General features: G+C 68.1%; 14 protein-coding genes. 5 read left to right on the top strand and 9 right to left on the bottom strand.

Annotated features, from left to right (window positions below):
• Positions 1-2: 2 nt before the first annotated feature.
• The 3 genes from A5692_RS13515 to A5692_RS13505 all read right to left on the bottom strand — a co-directional run bounded on the left by A5692_RS13515 (position 3) and on the right by A5692_RS13505 (position 4,915).
• Entirely contained in the window at positions 3-3,938 is a 3,936-nt protein-coding gene (locus A5692_RS13515) for a bifunctional diguanylate cyclase/phosphodiesterase (protein ID WP_082962673.1), read from the bottom strand.
• Between the two features lie 91 nt (positions 3,939-4,029).
• On the bottom strand, positions 4,030-4,476 hold the full coding sequence (locus A5692_RS13510; RefSeq protein ID WP_068056756.1) for a nitroreductase family deazaflavin-dependent oxidoreductase: 447 nt from the start codon (positions 4,474-4,476) through the stop codon (positions 4,030-4,032).
• A 10-nt stretch (positions 4,477-4,486) separates the two neighbouring features.
• A complete protein-coding gene (locus A5692_RS13505; protein WP_068056789.1) occupies positions 4,487-4,915 on the bottom strand; it encodes an HIT family protein in 429 nt (142 codons plus the stop codon).
• A 37-nt stretch (positions 4,916-4,952) separates the two neighbouring features.
• Here A5692_RS13505 and A5692_RS13500 point away from each other — a divergent pair, with 37 nt between their 5' ends.
• The gene (locus A5692_RS13500) at positions 4,953-6,356 is read left to right on the top strand and encodes an amidase (RefSeq protein WP_255397040.1); all 1,404 of its coding nucleotides are present in this window, start codon (positions 4,953-4,955) and stop codon (positions 6,354-6,356) included.
• Here the strand turns inward: A5692_RS13500 and A5692_RS13495 are convergent.
• Entirely contained in the window at positions 6,351-6,845 is a 495-nt protein-coding gene (locus A5692_RS13495; RefSeq protein ID WP_068056787.1) for a DNA-deoxyinosine glycosylase, read from the bottom strand. The genes A5692_RS13500 and A5692_RS13495 overlap by 6 nt on opposite strands.
• A gap of 189 nt (positions 6,846-7,034) precedes the next feature.
• Here A5692_RS13495 and A5692_RS13490 point away from each other — a divergent pair, with 189 nt between their 5' ends.
• Both A5692_RS13490 and A5692_RS13485 read left to right on the top strand, forming a co-directional pair.
• Entirely contained in the window at positions 7,035-8,153 is a 1,119-nt protein-coding gene (locus A5692_RS13490; RefSeq protein WP_068056754.1) for an adenylate cyclase regulatory domain-containing protein, read from the top strand.
• Positions 8,154-8,465: 312 nt separating this feature from the next.
• Complete coding sequence (locus A5692_RS13485; RefSeq protein ID WP_068056752.1) at positions 8,466-9,050, top strand: hypothetical protein; 585 nt, start codon at positions 8,466-8,468, stop codon at positions 9,048-9,050.
• A 60-nt stretch (positions 9,051-9,110) separates the two neighbouring features.
• Here A5692_RS13485 and A5692_RS13480 read toward each other — a convergent pair whose 3' ends face one another.
• The 4 genes from A5692_RS13480 to A5692_RS13465 form a co-directional block, all read right to left on the bottom strand.
• Positions 9,111-10,856: a serine/threonine-protein kinase gene (locus tag A5692_RS13480; protein ID WP_068056750.1), complete on the bottom strand. Its 1,746-nt coding sequence runs from the start codon at positions 10,854-10,856 to the stop codon at positions 9,111-9,113.
• Positions 10,857-11,013: 157 nt separating this feature from the next.
• Positions 11,014-12,156, bottom strand: a complete 1,143-nt coding sequence (locus A5692_RS13475; RefSeq protein ID WP_068056748.1) for a BTAD domain-containing putative transcriptional regulator — start codon at positions 12,154-12,156, stop codon at positions 11,014-11,016.
• Positions 12,157-12,197: 41 nt separating this feature from the next.
• On the bottom strand, positions 12,198-14,096 hold the full coding sequence (locus tag A5692_RS13470; RefSeq protein ID WP_068056747.1) for an ABC transporter ATP-binding protein: 1,899 nt from the start codon (positions 14,094-14,096) through the stop codon (positions 12,198-12,200).
• Positions 14,093-15,853 carry an ABC transporter ATP-binding protein gene (locus A5692_RS13465; protein WP_068056786.1) on the bottom strand — a complete coding sequence of 587 codons (1,761 nt, stop codon included), beginning with the start codon at positions 15,851-15,853 and terminating at the stop codon, positions 14,093-14,095. The genes A5692_RS13470 and A5692_RS13465 overlap by 4 nt, the downstream gene beginning before the upstream one ends.
• Before the next feature lie 181 nt (positions 15,854-16,034).
• Here A5692_RS13465 and A5692_RS13460 point away from each other — a divergent pair, with 181 nt between their 5' ends.
• Complete coding sequence (locus A5692_RS13460) at positions 16,035-16,547, top strand: DUF3558 domain-containing protein (RefSeq protein WP_369830292.1); 513 nt, start codon at positions 16,035-16,037, stop codon at positions 16,545-16,547.
• Entirely contained in the window at positions 16,544-17,086 is a 543-nt protein-coding gene (locus A5692_RS13455) for a DUF3558 domain-containing protein (protein WP_068056746.1), read from the top strand. Before A5692_RS13460 ends, A5692_RS13455 begins: the two co-directional genes overlap by 4 nt.
• A 1-nt stretch (position 17,087) precedes the next feature.
• Here the strand turns inward: A5692_RS13455 and A5692_RS13450 are convergent, their stop codons facing one another.
• Positions 17,088-17,588 carry a histidine phosphatase family protein gene (locus A5692_RS13450; protein ID WP_102416925.1) on the bottom strand — a complete coding sequence of 167 codons (501 nt, stop codon included), beginning with the start codon at positions 17,586-17,588 and terminating at the stop codon, positions 17,088-17,090.
• Positions 17,589-17,690: the final 102 nt, after the last annotated feature.

The raw sequence follows: 17,690 nt of genomic DNA, 5'->3' as shown, positions 1-17,690 counted from the left end.
GGTCAGTCCGTCACACCCGATCGCTGCGAATCGACAGGGCCCGCGATTGCACTCCGTCCGGTGATCCAGCGCCGCAGTTCGTCCGCCGGCAACGGCGGGCTGTGCACGAACCCCTGGGTGATGGTGCAGCCGTAACGCCGCAGCGCGCTCAGGGTGGCCTCGTCCTCCACCCCCTCGGCGACCAGGTCGGCGCCCAGGTTCTGGGCCAAGTCCACGGTCGACTGCACGATGGCCACCGACCGCGGATCCTGCGCCAGTCGCGCCACGAATCTCCTGTCCAGTTTCAGCTCGTCGACCGAGACATCCTGGAGACGGGCCAGCGACGACCACCCGGTGCCGTAGTCGTCCAGCGAGATGCGAACGCCGAGGAGCTGCAGGGCGGCGACGGTGTTGCGGGAGCGCTCCGAGTCGACCAGGGCGCTCTCGGTGATCTCGATGATCAGCGCGTCCGCGGGTAGTCCGTGGTTCCGCAGCAGCCGTTCGATGGTGACCGCGAGGTCCAGGTCGAGCAGGTTCGCCGTCGACAAGTTCACCGCGACCGTCAGCGCGATGCCCTGATCGCGCCAGAACCGGATCTGTTCGAGGGTGAGGTTGATGGTGCGATTGGCCAACGTGCGCATCAACCCGGCGCGTTCGGCGGCCGGGAGGAACTCCTCGGGCAACAGCAAGCCGCGCGCGGGATGCTGCCAGCGCAGCAGGGCCTCGACGCTGTGCACACTTCCGTCGCTGGCGTTGACCTTCGGCTGGTAGTGCACCGTGAGCTCGTCGCCATCGATCAGCGCGGCGCGTAGCTCCCGGATGAGGTTGGGATCGTGGTCGCGATCCACCTCGAAGCCCGACTCGTAGACCGCGATCTTGCTGAGGGCGGACTTGGCGTACGGGATTGCCGCCTCGGCGCGATTCAACAGCTCCTGCGGGTGATCGCAATGATCGGGGTACAGCGCGATGGCGACGCAGGCGTCGACCTGCACACTGATCGCGTCCAGTTCGAACGGGATGCTGATGGCCTCGAGTAACCGACCCGCCTGGGTCCGAGCGGCGGGGAGGTCCGATCCCTCGCCCAGCAGAATGGCGAATTCTTCGTCGCTCACGCGGGCGAGCAGGTCGTCGCGACGCACGTTGTGCGCGAGCCGGTTTGCGACCCGCCACAACAACTCATCGCCGAAGTGGCGACCGACCGAGTCGTTGATCTCCCGCAGCTTGTGCAGATTGAGCAAGAGCAGCGCGCGACGCGATGACGTTCGCACCGGCAAGTCGGAAGCCGACAGCGCGGTCAGCGCCGTTGCCAGCGACCGCCGATTGGGCAGTGTGGTCAATTTGTCGGTCATGGCCTGTTTGTGGCTTTCGGCCAGCAGGCTGACATCCCGGAACGTCACCGAGAATCGGGCGGCGACCGCCACCAGGCTCAGCGCGGCAAGCGTGGATGCGAGCCGTGAATCGTGCCCCAGAATGGCGACACCGAGTGCCACGACGGTGCACGTCACCGGAACGGCGTACGAGTCGAGCCCGCGCCGTGTCACCGGTGCCGCCGACGACCCCCGGGCCCAGCTGGCCATCGCCACCAGCAGCGACGAGGCGGGCCAGAGCGCGTCCAGCGTGGTGCCCACCCGGTATGAGCCCGCGGACGTCTGGAAGAGGTACGCCGTGTCCGCGACCGCGAAACCGACCAGCCCGGCGACAAGTAAGCCCCAGCGAAACTCGCTGCGCCAGCCGAGGATTGGCAGCATGCCGACGGCCAGGGCCAGCAGCACCAGGTCGCCCCACGGATAGATCAGGCCCACCAGCACGGTCGCGGGTGTCCGGTCCGCGGCCACATGCATGGGTCCGGCCCGCAGCGCCGCGGCAAGCGCGGCGACGGCCAACGCGCACACCAGGGAATCGAGGCGTACCGGCATCGGTACCCGCTTGAGGCGCGATCGCATCAGCAGCACTATCCCCGCATAGACGAACGGGTAGAACGCCAGGTATTCGGGATCGGCAACCGACGGCGAGTGCGCGATCGGCACCCACAACGCGTACACGACATCGCCGAGCGCCGAGAGCGCCATGCCCGCCGCGATCAGCGACCAAGCAAGCCGATCAGCTTTGAGGCGGTATGCGCGAGCGGCGATCAGCCCGGCCGCAAGCAGGTTCAACGCTGAATACAGGGATTTGGCGAAGAAGACGCCGTGGCTGGCATTCGGCGAGACGATGCTGGTCGCCGTGAAGGAGACCACGCCGATGATCAAGACCGCCAAGGCAATCCGGATCGGCATCGGGGGCCACCGAACGCCGTCGACCCCGTCCTGCGCGGGTCGCGACACGCCCACATCGCCGGCCCGCCTGCGCGTCGGCTTGGCGCTGGTCACTACGACCGGCGCCGCTTGGGCCGGCTCCGCCGGCGGGATGCCCGGCTCGGCGGGCGCGATTGCCGGGAAGGAATAGGACAGGGGCAAATCGGGCACGAAGCTCCGAACGCATTGGCCGCCTTCGTGTTTGGCGGTGTACATGGCCAAGTCGGCGTGCCGGAGGAGTTGCTCGACGGTGGAGTCCGACGCGGCGGTGGCGACCGTGAAGCCGACACTCGGCCGGACCGCTATGGGAACGCCGTCGACCACGATCGGGGCGTTGAACGCCTCCAGGACTCGTTGCGCCGCCGCATGCGACTCTTCGATGGGGCCCTCGAGGAGGACGGCGAATTCGTCACCACCGAGGCGAGCGGTGACGCACTTGTCGCCCAGGGCGGCGGTGAGTCGCCCGGCGACCCGGACCAGCAGTTCGTCACCGGCGGGGTGGCCCAGGGCGTCGTTGACCGATTTGAAGTCGTCGAGGTCGAGGCATAACACGGCGATGGGCGCGATGTCGCAGCTTTGCCGGGCGACGGCCTGCTCGAGCCGATCGAGGAAGTAGGCCCGATTGGCCAGTCCCGTCAGGCTGTCACGGAACGCTTCCCGCGCCACCTCGGACAATAACCTCTGGTTCTCCATCAGCATGACGAACTGCCGGACGAGCACCGCGGCCACCAGGATCCCCAGCGCGATCAGCAGAGGCCCGCGCGCCATCAACCTGATCGCGCGGGTCAGCCCGACCGCGGCGGCCACCAGCAGCGGCAAGTAGGGCAACCACAGCCGGGTGCGCGACCGTATCTCGTCGTCACGCGACCCCGGCACCGGCACCTCGTGGACGCTGGACAGCGCGGCGAGCGCGATCATGCCCAGCCCGGCAACTCTGCCCAGATCCACGAGATCGCTCACCTGATAGCTGCCGATCCCGCTCTTGAACACCATCGCGATGTCGGCGATGCTGATCGCCGTCACGCCCCCGGCCAGCAGGTTGCGGCTCGGCGGGTCGCCGCGACGGACCCGGGACAGCATCAGGATCGAGGTCGTCAGCAGGAGGACGTCGTTGAAGACTTCGGCGATCGTCGTCGCCCGCGAACCGCTGTCCTCGCGCAGTTGTTTCTCGAGGACGAAGACCCACGACACCACGAACAGCGACGTCGCCACGATGAGGCCGTCCAGCACCAGTCGCCGCGGGCTGTGCCGGGAGAAGCGCGACAACAGCACCAACGACGTGAAGGCGCCGAACGGCCAGAGCAACAGCACGATCTCGGCGGCGGCTGGATGCGTGGCGTGGGCCAGCTCCGGACGCACGTCGTACACGGCCCAGACGACCTCGCCGGCCGCCCAGCCCAGCTGGGCCGTCACCATCGCCAGCCACCCGGCCCGGTGCCGACCGCTCACGGCACGGGCCGCGTAGCAGGCACAGCCCGCCCCGAACAGCAGGCATGCCGCCAGAGCGATTTCGTCGACCGGCCGCGTCGCGTAGACGCCCCTCCAGTTACCGATCGAGGATGCGACCACCAGCGCTGCCGCCGAACCGTAGGCACCGAGGACGAGCCAACCGAGGTGCGGGGGCAGCCGGAAGCGCCGCCAAGGATTTCCCGCCCAGGGCTTCATACCCACTCCAGCTCATCCCGCGCCGTGCGGTGAGCAGCCTGAGAGTTCACCGTGCGCTAGTGGAGAATAAACCTCCCCACCAGGTTCAAGGTCAACGCCGCGTGAGGACCACGACCGGAATCGGCCGCGACGTCTTCTTCTGGTACGCCGTGTAGCGGTCGCCGTTGTTCTTGTTGACGATCTGCCATAGCCGCGGGTAATCGGCGTCATCCGGTAGCACGGGGCGGGCGGTGACCGCAAAACGCCTTGGGCCGACATTGATTTCCACGTTCGGATTCTTCCGCAGGTTGTGGTACCAGCCGGGCGCGCGGGGATCGCCGCCCTTGGAAGCGACCACCAGGTAGTCATCGCCGTCGCGCGCATAGGTGAGCGCGGCGGTACGCGGTTGGCCCGTCTTGGCGCCGACGGTATGCAGCAGCAGGCTGGGGATCAGCAGGAAGCGATGACCGATCCAGCCATTCGTCTTGCGATACACAGTGTCGTGCAGGCGCAACATCGGCGGCAGTAGACGCTGCTCGACCCAGGGCGGAAATGCCATCAGCCCAGTATTACTGGCTGGCGTCGATGCGGGCCAGTGCCGAACGCAGGATCTGCGCGGTGGCGTCCCGGTCGGGATCGCGCCTCAGCAGCATCCCTTTGGCGACCGACAGCTTGTCGCCGTTGCGCCGGGGCAGCACGTGCAGGTGAATGTGGAACACCGTCTGGAAGGCGGCGCCGCCGTCGTTGATGGCGATGTTCGTCGCGTCGGCCAATTCGGTTGCGCGGGCGGCACGGGCGATCCGCTGGCCGATCGTGATCATCCCGGCCAGCGTCTCGGGCGGGGTGTCGGTGAGATCCACGGTGTGGCGTTTGGGGATGACGAGGGTGTGGCCTCGGGTGAACGGGCGGATGTCAAGGATGGCCAGATAGTCGTCGTCTTCACAGATCCGGATGGCCGGGGCCTCTCCGGCGACAATCGCACAGAACACGCAGGACATGTCGCCCACGGTACTGGCCGGGGGATACGCTGCCGCAGTGGACGCTCGCGACGCGGCCCGCGATGTGGCTTATGCCGGCGCGGCCACTCAGGCCCGCATGCTGGCCGATGGTGAGCTGACCGCGCCCGAGCTGCTCGAGATTTATCTGGAGCGGATCGCGCGGCTCGACAGCCAGTTGCGCTGCTACCGCGTGGTGTTGGCCGACAGCGCGCGCTATGAGGCGGCCGTCGCGCAGGACCGCCTGGACGCGGGTGAGCGGCTGCCGCTGCTCGGGGTGCCGATCGCGATCAAAGACGACGTCGACGTCGCCGGTGAGGTGACGACGTACGGCAGTGGCGGGCACCGGCCCGCGGCGAACTCCGATGCCGAGGTGGTCCGCCGGCTCCGCGCCGCCGGCGCCGTCATCCTCGGCAAAACCAACGTGCCCGAGCTGATGATGTTTCCCTACACCGAGTCGCTGGCCTTCGGGGCGACGCGCAACCCCTGGAACCTCACCCGCACGCCGGGCGGCAGCAGTGGCGGCAGCGCGGCGGCGGTGGCCGCCGGCCTGGCCCCGCTGGCGCTGGGATCCGACGGTGGTGGTTCGATTCGCATCCCGGCGATCTGGTGTGGCCTGTTCGGTCTCAAGCCCCAACGGGACCGGGTGTCGTTGGAGCCGCACGACGACGCCTGGCACGGGCTCAGCGTCAACGGCCCGCTGGCCCGGTCGGTGCTGGACGCCGCGCTGTTCCTCGATGCGACTTCTACCGTGCCGGGTCCTGAGGGCGAGTTCGCGGCCGCGGCGGCGCGTAACCCCGGTCGGCTGCGCATCGCTTTGAGCACGAAGGTTCCCACGCCGCTGCCCGTCAGGATCGGCAAGGAGCAGCTCACGGCGGTCGAACAGGCCGGCGCGTTGCTGCGCGATCTGGGTCATGACGTCATCCGCGCCGACCCCGACTATCCACCGTCGGCCATCATGACCAACTACCTTCCCCGCTACCTGCGGGGTATCAGCGACGACGCCGACGCACTGGCGCATCCCGAACGCCTGGAAGCGCGCACCCGCAACCTGGCGCGCGCCGGTTCGCTGTTTTCCGATCGCAGGATGGTCGCCCTGCGCGAGGCCGAGGCGGCGGCGAGCGCCCGGATCCAGTCGATCTTCGACGACGTCGACGTCGTCGTCACGCCGGGCAACGCCACGGGACCGTCCCGCATCGGGGCCTACCAACGCCGCGGCGCGGTGTGGACGCTGCTGGCGGTGGCGCAGCGCGTGCCCTACCAGCAGGTGTGGAACCTGACCGGGCAACCCGCCGCGGCCGTCCCGTGGGACTTCGACGGCGACGGCCTGCCGATCGCCGTGCAGCTGGTGGGCAGGCCGTTCGCGGAAGCGACGTTGTTGTCGCTGGCCGCACAGATCGAGTCCGCCAGGCCGTGGGCGCATCGGCGACCGCCCGTGTCATGAACGAAGAATTTCGCGCCAGGCGGCGAGCTTGACGCCCGCTCGGACGGCGTGGGCCGGGCTCGTCGACGGCAATCGCCGGTAGTCGATCCGCTCATCGGCCTCGGCCGGCCTGCGGTACAGCGCGGCGGCCTTGGCGCCGTTGAAGTACACCCGGGTGATGGCGGGGTATCGCGCGAACAGTGCGCCGAATTCGTTGACCACCACGCTCTTGGGTTCGATTGCCGAGTCCGCGCTGCCGGCGCGGCGGCAGGCGCGCACCACGTCCCAGAGGGCCACGCCCGCCGATTGCAGGGCGGCCAACCGCTTTTCGTACGGCGCCGCCGCGTCGAACCCGAACAGCTCGCCGGTGATGGCCCAGAACGCATTTCGCGGATTCCCGTAGTACTGGCCTACCGCCAGGGATTGGGCACTCGGAAACGAACCCAGTATCAGTACCCGGGCGTTCTCGTCGACGACCGGTGGAAATCCCCGCATTAGCAGCGCGCTCATCACTTCACATCATCGCGCGACGGGGTCTGTTTGGCGCCGACCCGCTTCGCCCGGCTGCGCCGCGCTCGCGATCGACGGGGTTTGTTGGCGCCGACCCGCTTCGCCCGGCTTCGCCGCGCTCGCGATCGACGGGGTTTGTTGGCGCCGACCCGCTTCGCCCGGCTTCGCCGCGCTCGCGATCGACGCGCGTTGTACGTTGGCGACGTGGACGGCGACCCGCTCGACGGACTCGAGGGCAGCGCCCGCGCTGAGCGGGCGGAGCTGGTCGAGTGGCTGCTCGAGCAGGGCATCACCCCCGACGAGATCAGGACCACGAACCCGCCGCTGTTGCTGGCCACCCGCCACCTCATCGGTGACGACGGCACCTACGTGTCCGCCCGAGAGATCAGCGAGACCCACGGCATCGACCTGGATCTCTTGCAGCGGGTGCAGCGCGCGATCGGCCTGGCCCGGGTGGAGGATCCCGACGCCGTCGTGCACATGCGCGCCGACGGCGAAGCCGCCGCCTACGCCCAGCGTTTCGTCGAGCTCGGCCTGGACCCCGAGCAAGTGGTGCTGGTGGTCCGGGTGCTCGCCGAAGGCCTCTCGCGCGCCGCCGAGGTCATGCGTTACACCGCGCTTTCGGCGATCATGCGGCCCGGCGCCACCGAGCTCGAAATCGCCAAGGCGTCAAAGGCTTTGGTGGGCGAAATCGCGCCCGAGCTCGGGCCGATGATCCAGCACATGTTGTTCATGCAGCTGCGTCACATGATGGAGACCGAAGCGGTCAACGCGGCCGAGCGCGCCGCCGGCAAGCCCCTGCCGGGTGCCCGCCAGATCACCGTCGCCTTCGCCGACCTCGTCGGCTTCACCCGGATCGGTGAAGCGGTGTCGGCAGAGGAGCTGGGGCATCTGGCCAACCGGCTGGCGGTCCTGGCGCGAGACATCACCGTCCCGCCGGTGCGGTTCATCAAGACGATCGGCGATGCGGTGATGTTCGTCTGCCCCGACCCGGTGCCCATGCTCGACGTGGTGGTGAAACTGGTGGAGGCCGTGGACACCGACAACGACTTCCCACGGCTGCGGGCGGGCGTGGCCTCCGGCATGGCGGTGAGCCGGGCGGGGGACTGGTTCGGCAGCCCGGTCAACGTCGCCAGCCGGGTCACCGGTGTGGCGCGTCCGGGCACCGTGCTGGCGGCGGATTCGGCTTGGGAGACCGTTGCGAACACCGGCGAGTTCAACGGGTCGTTCGCGGGTGCGCGCCGCCTCAAGGGCATCAAGAACGAGGTCAAGCTCTTCCGTATTCGCCGGGGCGACGGCGCGGACTGAACGGGACACCCGCACGACATGGGCAGGCCCGGACGACTCTGGGGGCGTTGGGCTCCGTCATGCGCGGGTCCTACGCGGCCGGTCTTCTACCCTGACTTCCGGCGCTTTGAATTGGTCGTTTCCGGGCCTGCTTCGCTACCAAAAATACAACGTGACACAGGTCATATCAACGGGTTCTGCGCACTTAAACACACCTTTTCGGCGGGCGGCCGTTCGCGGGTCCGGCGCCACCACGCGCGTGCCGTCGCCCGGCGGCGTTCGCCGCCGGTGAACGCTGTTCCATAACGCATATAACGGTGTAATCATGTAATTATGAAATCGCATCACACGCACGGCCGGCGCTACGGCCGCCCCGGCGGCTGGCAGCAAGCCCAGCAACCCGACGCCAGCGACGCCGCGGAATGGTTCGCCGGGCGCCTGCCCGAAAGCTGGTTCGACGGCGACCCGACGGTCATCGTCGACCGCGAGGAAATCACCGTCATCGGGCGGCTGCCGGAACCGCAGGGCGCGGAGAACGAGGAGACCGAGGCCCGCGCGGAAGGACGAGCGTCCCGGTTCCGCGAGGAAACCCGTTCGGAGCGAATGCACATCGCCGACGAAGCGCAAGATCGCTACGGGCGCAAGGTGTCCTGGGGCGTCGAGGTCGGTTCCAAATCCGGCACAGAACGAATCCTGTTCACTCACATCGCGGTTCCGGTGATGACGCGCTTGAAGCAACCCGAGCGGCAGGTGCTCGACACGCTGGTGGATGCCGGCGTCGCCCGGTCTCGCGCCGACGCACTGGCGTGGTCGGTCAAGCTGGTCGGTGAACACGCCGAGGAATGGCTGGCCAAGTTGCGCAGCGCCATGTCGGCGGTCGACGACTTGCGCGCGGAGGGCCCGGACCTTCAGTCGTAGGCCCGTGCCCCGGCTACGGCGAGCCGAAAAACCGTGCTGCGGTTGGGGTTTGACCGGATCTCAGCCGCCGTAGTTGGTCCACCACGTGTGCAGGTCCTCGAGGGCGGGCGGATCCCCGTAGACATCGCAGAGCATGAGTTTGGCTTCGTTGGTCCAGATGACGTTCGGGTGGTTCTCGTAGGTTCCGCACGCGATCGTGCCGGCGGTCACCGTCGGGGTGCTGTCGTGGTGCCAGCCATCCGGTGATTGCCCGGCTCCCGGGCAATTCGTCAGTTGTACGGCGGCCACGTCGTCGTCGAACGCCTTCTTCAGCACGTCCTCATCGGCGAACAGTCCATAGACGGCTCGAGACGGCCCACCCTGATTGGTGTTCTGATCGCAGTCGACCATGGCCAGGGCATTCACCCAGATGCTGTTCGACTTGGGGGTCGCGGGCGTGCAAGCGCCGCCGGGATACCCGGCGGGCAGCATGCCGAGCAGCTTGCTCTGCGGGTTGCCGGCCCGGGTGGTTGTCGTGGCGCTGACGGGCCTGGTGGTGCTCGACGTGGTCGAGGTGCGGTTCGCCTGCGGGTTACCGTCGTCGCCTCCCATGACCACGACGACGCCGACAGCGGCGAGCGCAACGACAACCACCAACGCGGCGACGGCGGCGATGATGGGCCAGGGGTTCCGTCGTTTGGGTGGGGACTGGTTCCACCCCGGTCCGCCGAATTGCGGTGGAGGGCCGCCCCAATTGGCGCCGGCTTGGTAATAGGGCGGCGTGGCCGGGGGTTGGGCGGTGGCCGGGATGGGGCCGCTGTCGGGCCGCCAGGTGGGGACGCTTTGCGCGGGTATCGGAGTCGAGCCGAGCGGGGGGTTGGGTGTCTGCGACTCCGGTGCCGGCGGCGGTGTGGGGGGAGGGGCGATGACGGTGCCCGGCAGGGTGGCTTGCTGACTGCGGCGCAGGATGGTGGCGGCGTGGTCCTGGTCGGGGTCGCTGAGCGCGTCGTGGGCGGCCAGCGCGAGGTCGCCGGCGCTGGCGTAGCGGTCCTCGGGCTTTTTGGCCATGCCGCGCCTGATCACCGCGTCGAAGCCCTTGGGAATGCCCGGCCGCAGCGCGCTGGGCTGGGGGATCGGGTCCATGGTGTGGGCGGTGACCAGCGCGCCCGCGCTGCTCGAGGTGTACGGCGGGGATCCGGTGAGGCATTCGTAGAGCACGCAGGCCAGCGCGTAGATGTCGGCGCGGTAGGTGACTTCGGCGTTGGAAAACCGTTCCGGCGCCATGTATTTCCACGTCCCGACGGCGGTGCCCAGTTGGGTCAGCTTTTCGTCGGTGGTGGCGCTGGCGATCCCGAAGTCGACCAGATAGGCGAAGTCGTCGCGGGTGATGAGGATGTTTTGCGGTTTGACGTCGCGGTGCATGACCCCGGCGGCGTGGGCGGCATCCAGCGCCGAGGCGATCTGGGTGAGGATGGCCACCGCCCGCGGAGGGGAGAGCGGGCCGAAGCGTTTGAGCACACCGTCCAAATCGGTGCCCTCGATCAGGCGCATCTCCAAGAACATCTGGCCATCGATCTCGCCGTAGTCGTGGATGGGCACCACGTGCGGCTCCTGCAAACGACCGGCGGTGCGGGCTTCGCGTTTCATCCGCTCCCGAAACACCGGGTCCTTGCTGAAGGCCTCCGAGAGCAGCTTGACCGCCACCGTCCATTCCTTGACGGTGTGCTCGGCCTCGTAAACTTCGCCCATTCCACCGCGTCCCAGCAGCCGCTTTAGGTGATAAGGCCCAAAATCCGAACCCACCCGCGAGGCCTGCTCATCGCTCATCGCCGATCCTTCACACCCAGCCGCCACACCACCGGCACCCGACGATCACCGGGCGCACCGGGCAGCCGCAATCCCCTGACCCAGCAACCATGACGGTAAGCTCCCACCCGGCCCGACGCATGACAATCACCCGATTTGACCGCGCGGACGGGTGTCGCTAACCCTCGCCGTCCACCGTGATCTGAAACGTGAATTCGTAGTCGCAAATGCGGACGTGATCGCCGTTGCGCAGCGTGGCAACGGAGCGGATTCGCTCGTGTTGCACGTGGACCCCGTTGGACGATCGGAGGTCGTTGATGATGAAGCTGGTGCCCGTGTCGACGATGACGGCATGGTGGCGGCTGACTTTGGGGTTGTCGAGGACGATGTCGTTGTCGCCGAGCCGCCCGATCCGGGTCGCCGCCTCTCGCAGCGCGTAGCTGCGACCCGCAGCCTCGTGCAGGTAGGCGATGGCCCGCTGCCCGGACGCCATGGTGTGCTGTTCGAGGACCGTGACGGTGTCGACGGCGGCGGTCTTGGCGCTTCGCTTCACGTCCAGCGGTTCCTGCCGCAGTATCCGCTCGTTGAGCGACCGCAGCGTCGGCCCCGGGTCGATCCCCAGCTCGTCGGCGAGCGTGGTCTTGACCCGGCGGTAGGCGGCCAGCGCGTCGGATTGGCGGTCCGTGAGGTAGTAGGCCGTGATCAGCTGGGCCCATAGCGGTTCCCGGTAGGGGTGCTCGGCGGTCAACGCCTCCAGCTCCGTGATCACGGCGGACGCGCGCCCGCAGGCGATTTCGGCCTCCGCCTTCGCGCCGTGGACCTGAAGTCTCTCCTCGACAAGGGAAGTCGCGAAAGTGTCGACGAACCCGAACTCGCGCAGGTCCTCGAGCACCGGCCCGCGCCATTGCGCCAAAGCGGCCGTCAGGTGCTGGCTGGCCTCTTCGAATTCGCCCTTGGCGGCCGCATGCACGCCCGCGGTCTTCTCGGCAATGAATCGGCCGAGATCGCAAGCGTTTTCGGCGATGGTGAGCCGGTAACCAGGCGGCGCTGCGGCCAGCACCGCTCGGGGGTCGACGCCGGCGGTGCCGAGCAACTTGCGGAGGTTGGACACATAGGAGTGGATGCTGGCCCGTGCCCCCGACGGGGGCGCGTCGTCCCACAGGGCGGTGATGAGCCGGTCGACCCCGACCGGGCTGTTGCGGTTCATCAGGAGCATGGCCAGCACCGCTCGCTGTTTGGGGGTGCCCAGGGCCACCGGGGTGCCGTCAACGCTCATCTCCAACGGTCCGAGCAGACCGAGTTCGAGACGTTTGTCCACCATCGACTGTCGGTCCCTCCGGCCCATTGTGCTTGCCATTGTGGCTATGCCCTCGTCATGGCGTAGTAGGCGCCCCGCTTGGCCAACAACTCGGCGTGACTGCCCTGTTCGACGATCCGGCCGGCCTCGACCACGACGATGCGGTCTGCGTCCCGGACCGTCGAAAGCCGGTGCGCGATAATGAAACTCGTGCGGTCGCGACGGAGCTCCGACATGGCGCGGGCGATGAGCGCCTCGGTTCGGGTGTCGACCGAACTGGTCGCCTCGTCGAGGATCAACAGCCGGGGCCGGGCGAGGAATGCGCGCGCGATGGTGATGAGCTGCTTCTCGCCGGCGCTGATGTTGCCGCCGCCGCCGCTGACCCGCGTCTGGTAGCCGGCCGGCAGGGTGTGCACAAACCGGTCGACGTAGGCCGCCTTGGCCGCTTGCACCACCTCGTCAGCGCTGGCGTCGGGCCGCCCGTAGGCGATGTTCTCCGCGATCGTCCCGTCGAAGAGCCAGGTGTCTTGCAGCACCATGCCGATCCGCGACCGCAGTGACTGCCTGCTCACGGTCGTGATGTCGATGCCGTCGACCAGGATCCGGCCGGAATCGACGTCGTAGAACCGCATCAGCAGGTTCACCAGGGTGGTCTTGCCGGCCCCGGTCGGCCCGACGATCGCCACCGTGGTTCCCGGCTCGGCCACCATCGACAGGTCGTGGATTACCGGGGCGTCCGGGCGATAACCGAAGCTGACGTGCTCAAACTCGACACGCCCGGCCGGGCCTCCGTCGGGCCGCGGCAGGGCGGCCTCGGTGTCCGGGGGCTCTTCGGGCTCGTCGAGCAGATCGAACACTCGCTCGGCGCTGGCCACCCCGGACTGCAGGGTGTTGTACATCCCGGCCACCTGGCCGAGCGGGGCATTGAACTGCCGGACGTATTGGATGAAGGCCTGGATGCCGCCGAGGGTGATGTGGCCGGTTGCCACCTGCAGGCCGCCCACCACGGCGACGGCCACGTAGCCGAGGTTGCCGATGAACCCCGTCGCGGGCGCCACGAGGCCCGAGAAGAACTGCGCGCCGAAACTCGCCCGATAGACGTCGTCGTTGCCGTCGCGAAAGTGTTCGCGCGCCGCGGCCCGGTGGCCGAACGTCTTGACCACTGTGAAGCCGCTGTAGGTCTCCTCGATGTGGGCGTTGAGGCGACCGATGCTCGTCCACTGCGCCACGAACAGGCGTTGTGCGCGCCGCGCGATCGCGCGTGTCGCCAGCAGGGTCAGCGGCACCGTCACCACGGTGATCACGGCGAGCAGCGGCGAGATGGACACCATCATCGCCAGCACCGCCACCACGGTCAGGATCGACGTCACCAGCTGGCTGATGGTCATCGACAGCGACGACTGCACGTTGTCGATATCGTTGGTCACCCGGCTCAACAGCTCACCGCGTTGGCGCCCATCGAAGTAGGACAGCGGCAGCCGGTGGATTTTGTCCTCGACGTCCGAACGCAGCGCGACCATCGTGCGCTGCACGGTGACGTTGAGCAGCCGCGCCTGGGCCCAAATCAGCAGCGCCGAAACCAGATACAGGCCCAACGCCAGCGCCAGCGTTCGTGCCACCGCGCCGAAGTCCACGCCCTTGCCCGGGACCACGCTCATTCCCGACAGCAGGTCGGCGAAGGTGCCTTCGCCCCGCGCGCGGGCCGCCTCGACGGCCTGCGCCTTGGTGATGCCCGCGGGGAGCTGTCGCCCGATGACGCCGTTGAACAGTAGGTCGGTGGCGTGCCCGAGGATGCGCGGGACGATGACCCCGATCACCGTCCCGGTGATGCCGAGGCCGATCACCGCGACGCTGAGTCGGCGTTGTGGGGCAAGCCTTTTCATCAGCCGGGTGGCAGACGCCCAGAAGTCGCGGGACCGCCCGGCGGGGGCCGGGGCCAAGCCGCGGGTGGCCGGCGCCGTCATGACGCGCCTCCGGCGGCCTGGCCGGAGCGCACCGCGCTCACCGACTGCGAGTCGGCGAATTCCGCGTAGGCGGGGCAGTCGGTGAGCAGCGAGTCGTGCGTGCCGCTGCCCACCAGTTTCCCGCCGTCGACGACGATCACCTGGTCGGCCTCGGCGGCGGTCGAAACGCGTTGGGTGACAACGATGACGGTGGCCGCGGCCGCTACCGGTTTCAGCGATGCGCGGACCCGCGCGTCGGTGTGCACGTCGAGCGCGCCGAACGAGTCGTCGAACAGGTAGATGGCGGGGTGGCGGATGACCGCCCGGGCGATCGCCAGTCGTTGCCGCTGACCGCCAGAGAAGTTGATCCCGCCCTGGGCCACCCGCATGCGGAGCCCGTCGTCGTGTGCGCGCACGAATCCGTCGGCGTCGGCGACCCGCAACGCCTCCCACATTTCGTCGTCGGTCGCGTCAGCCTTGCCGTAGCGGAGATTGTCCGCGACGGTGCCGGAGAATAGATAGCCGCGCTGGGGAACCAGCCCGATCGCGGACCACAGTCGCTCGGTGTGGTAGTCGCGGACGTCGATGTCGTCGACCAGGACGGCGCCGCCGGTCACGTCGTAGAGCCGGCAGATCAACGACACCAGCGTCGACTTCCCCGACCCGGTGCTGCCGACGATGGCCGTGGTGGTGCCGGGACGTGCGGTCAACGAAACGTCCTGCAGCACGGGGCGATCGGCGCCCGGATAGGTGAAGGTGGCGCCGTCGAGACGCACCACCCCGGTGATGCCGCCGGGGGGGAACACCGGGCGCAGCGGATCGGTCACCGCGGCCTGGGTGGAGAGCACTTCGGTGATCCGTTCGGCGCACACGGATGCTCGCGGCAGCACCACCAGCGTCATCGTGGCCATCAGCACCGCCATGAGGATCTGGGTGAAGTAGGCCAGGAAGGCGGTCAGCGAACCGACCTGCATCTGGCCACGATCGATGCGCAGCCCGCCGAACCAGATCAGCGCGACGCTGGACACGTTGACGGTCAGCGTGGTCACCGGCAGCATCACCGCCTGCCAGTTCCCGGCGGTCAGCGCGGTGTGCGACAGCGCGGCGTTGGCGCGGGCGAACCGGTCGCGCTCATAGCGTTCGCGGGCGAACGCCCGCACGACGCGGATGCCGGACAGCTGGTCGCGCATCACCCGGTTGATGCCGTCGATCAGGCCCTGCATCCTGCGGAAGAGGGGCAGCATGTGTGCCATCACCCAGTAGTTGGTCAACGCCATGATGGGAACGCTGACCAGCAGTAGCCAGGTCAGCGCGGCCTCCTGGCGGATGGCCATCAGGATTCCGCCCACGCACATGATGGGCGCGGTGACCAGGACGGTGCTCGATATCTGAACCAGGTATTGGATCTGGCGGACATCGTTGGTGCTCCGCGTCAACAGCGTGGGCGCGCCGAAGCGGGCGGTCTCATGCTCGGAGAAGGTCGTGATGTGTTCGAACATCGCCGCGCGCAGGTCGCGACCGAAGCCCATCCCGGTTCGCGACCCGAAGTAGACCGCCCCGACCGCGCACAACACCTGCAGCCCGGTGACCGAGAGCATGACCATGCCGAGCCTGACGATCGTGGACGGGTCGCCCTTGGCCACGCCCTCGTCGATGATCGCGGCGTTGACCGTCGGCAGGTATAGCGACGCCAGGGTGCTGACGCCCTGAAGCACCATCAGCACCGCGACCAGCCGCCGGTACGGCCGGATGTACTGGCGCAGCAGTGCCAGGAGCATTTCGTAACTGTCGCACACGGCGCGTCTGGCGGTGTAACTGAAACGCCTGCTCAGGCGCGTCGGTGGTTGACCCGCTGAGCTGCCGCTACAGTGCATCGTGTGGACCGGGAGCAGGCTGAGCAAGAGCAGGGTAGCGGTGCGGCGTAACGCGAGGGCGCTCATCGCTGCGGCGTCAGCCTTGATGATCCTGGTGCTCACGGTGGCTGCGTGCTCCGACTCGGGCAGCAATAAGCCAGGTGCGACGTCCTCGTCGGCGCCGGGGAACGCAGAGGGCCACCACGGCCCGATGTTCCCCCAGTGTGGGGGCATCACCGATCAGACCGTGGCGGAGCTGACGAAGGTGACGGGCCTGATCAACACCGCCCGGAACTCGGTCGGCTGCCAATGGCTGGCGGGCGGCGGCATCCTTGGCCCGCACTTCTCCTTCTCCTGGTATCGCGGCAGCCCGATCGGACGTGAACGCAAGACCGAGGAGTTGTCGCGCGCCAGCGTCGACGACATCAACATCAACGGACACAGCGGGTTCATCGCCATCGGCAACGAGCCGAATTTGGGGGACTCGCTCTGCGAGGTGGGCATCCAATTCCAGGACGACTTCTTCGAATGGTCGATCAGCTTCAGCCAAAAGCCCTTCCCGCCGCCGTGCGATATCGCCAAGGAACTGGCGCGTCAGTCGATTGCGAACTCGAAATGACCACAAGAAGCGTTCGCGTAGTCGTAGCCATCTTGGTTTCCGCCCTGGTGGTGATCACGGGTTGTTCGAGATCCGTCGCCGGCAACGCCGTCAAGGCGGGCGGCCCGACCCGCAACAACAACTCCCAGCAGCAGTATCCGAACCTGCTCAAGGAGTGTGAGGTGCTCACCAGCGACATCCTCGCCAAGACGGTGGGTGCCGACCCGCTCGACATCCAGAGCACGTTCGTCGGCGCGATCTGCCGGTGGCAGGCGGCCAACCCCGCCGGGCTCATCGACATCACCAGGTTCTGGTTCGAGCAGGGCAGCCTCAGCAACGAGCGCAAGGTCGCCGACTTCCTGAAGTACAAGGTCGAGTCCCGCAATATTGCCGGGATCGATTCGATCGTGATGCGCCCGGATGACCCGAACGGCGCGTGCGGAGTGGCCAGCGACGCCGCGGGCGTGGTCGGGTGGTGGGTCAATCCCCAGGCGCCGGGCATCGACGCCTGCGGTCAGGCGCTCAAGCTGATGGAGCTGACGCTGGCCACGAACTCGTAGGTCAGCGCGGGATTTCGAAGCCGATCAGCGCAGCGCGGCCGAGTTCGAGGTCCTTCCACCCGAACGGCACGGTCAGCACCGCGATTGCCGACGTCGGGAACTTGGCCGAGATCCGTTCGGCGGCAGCCGAGTCGGTGCCACTGCCGGCCAGGCCGAGAGCCAGGTCCGACATCGTCGGCTCGTGACCGACGACCAGCAGTGTCTCGACTTCGCCGCCGACCGTGTTGATTTCTTCGATCATGATGCCGGGCGTGGCGCCGTAAAGCCGCTCGCTGTAGCGCACCGGCGCGTCGATTCGTGCGTTGGCCAACGTCTGCCGCGTACGGGTTGCGGTGGAACACAGCACGGCGTCGATGGCTGGAGCGTTGGCGCGCAGCCAATCGCCGGCGAGTCCCGCTTGCTTGACGCCGCGGGGCGCCAGCGGCCGCTCGTGGTCGGCGACCCCGGGCGGGTAGTCGGATTTCGCGTGGCGCATCAACAGCAATGTGCGCTGATCTTTCACGGGAGCCACGCTAACCCCTACGCCGCGTCGTCGAAGTTGGTGACCTCCGGCGCCCCGGAGTACCAGACCCGGCCGGAGTTGCCGACGCGGGTGCGCGAATGC

The organism is Mycobacterium sp. E342 (assembly GCF_001667665.1).
Taxonomy (GTDB): domain Bacteria; phylum Actinomycetota; class Actinomycetes; order Mycobacteriales; family Mycobacteriaceae; genus Mycobacterium.
Note: the sequence above shows the minus strand (reverse complement) of the source record. Positions and strands in the feature narration are given on the sequence as shown.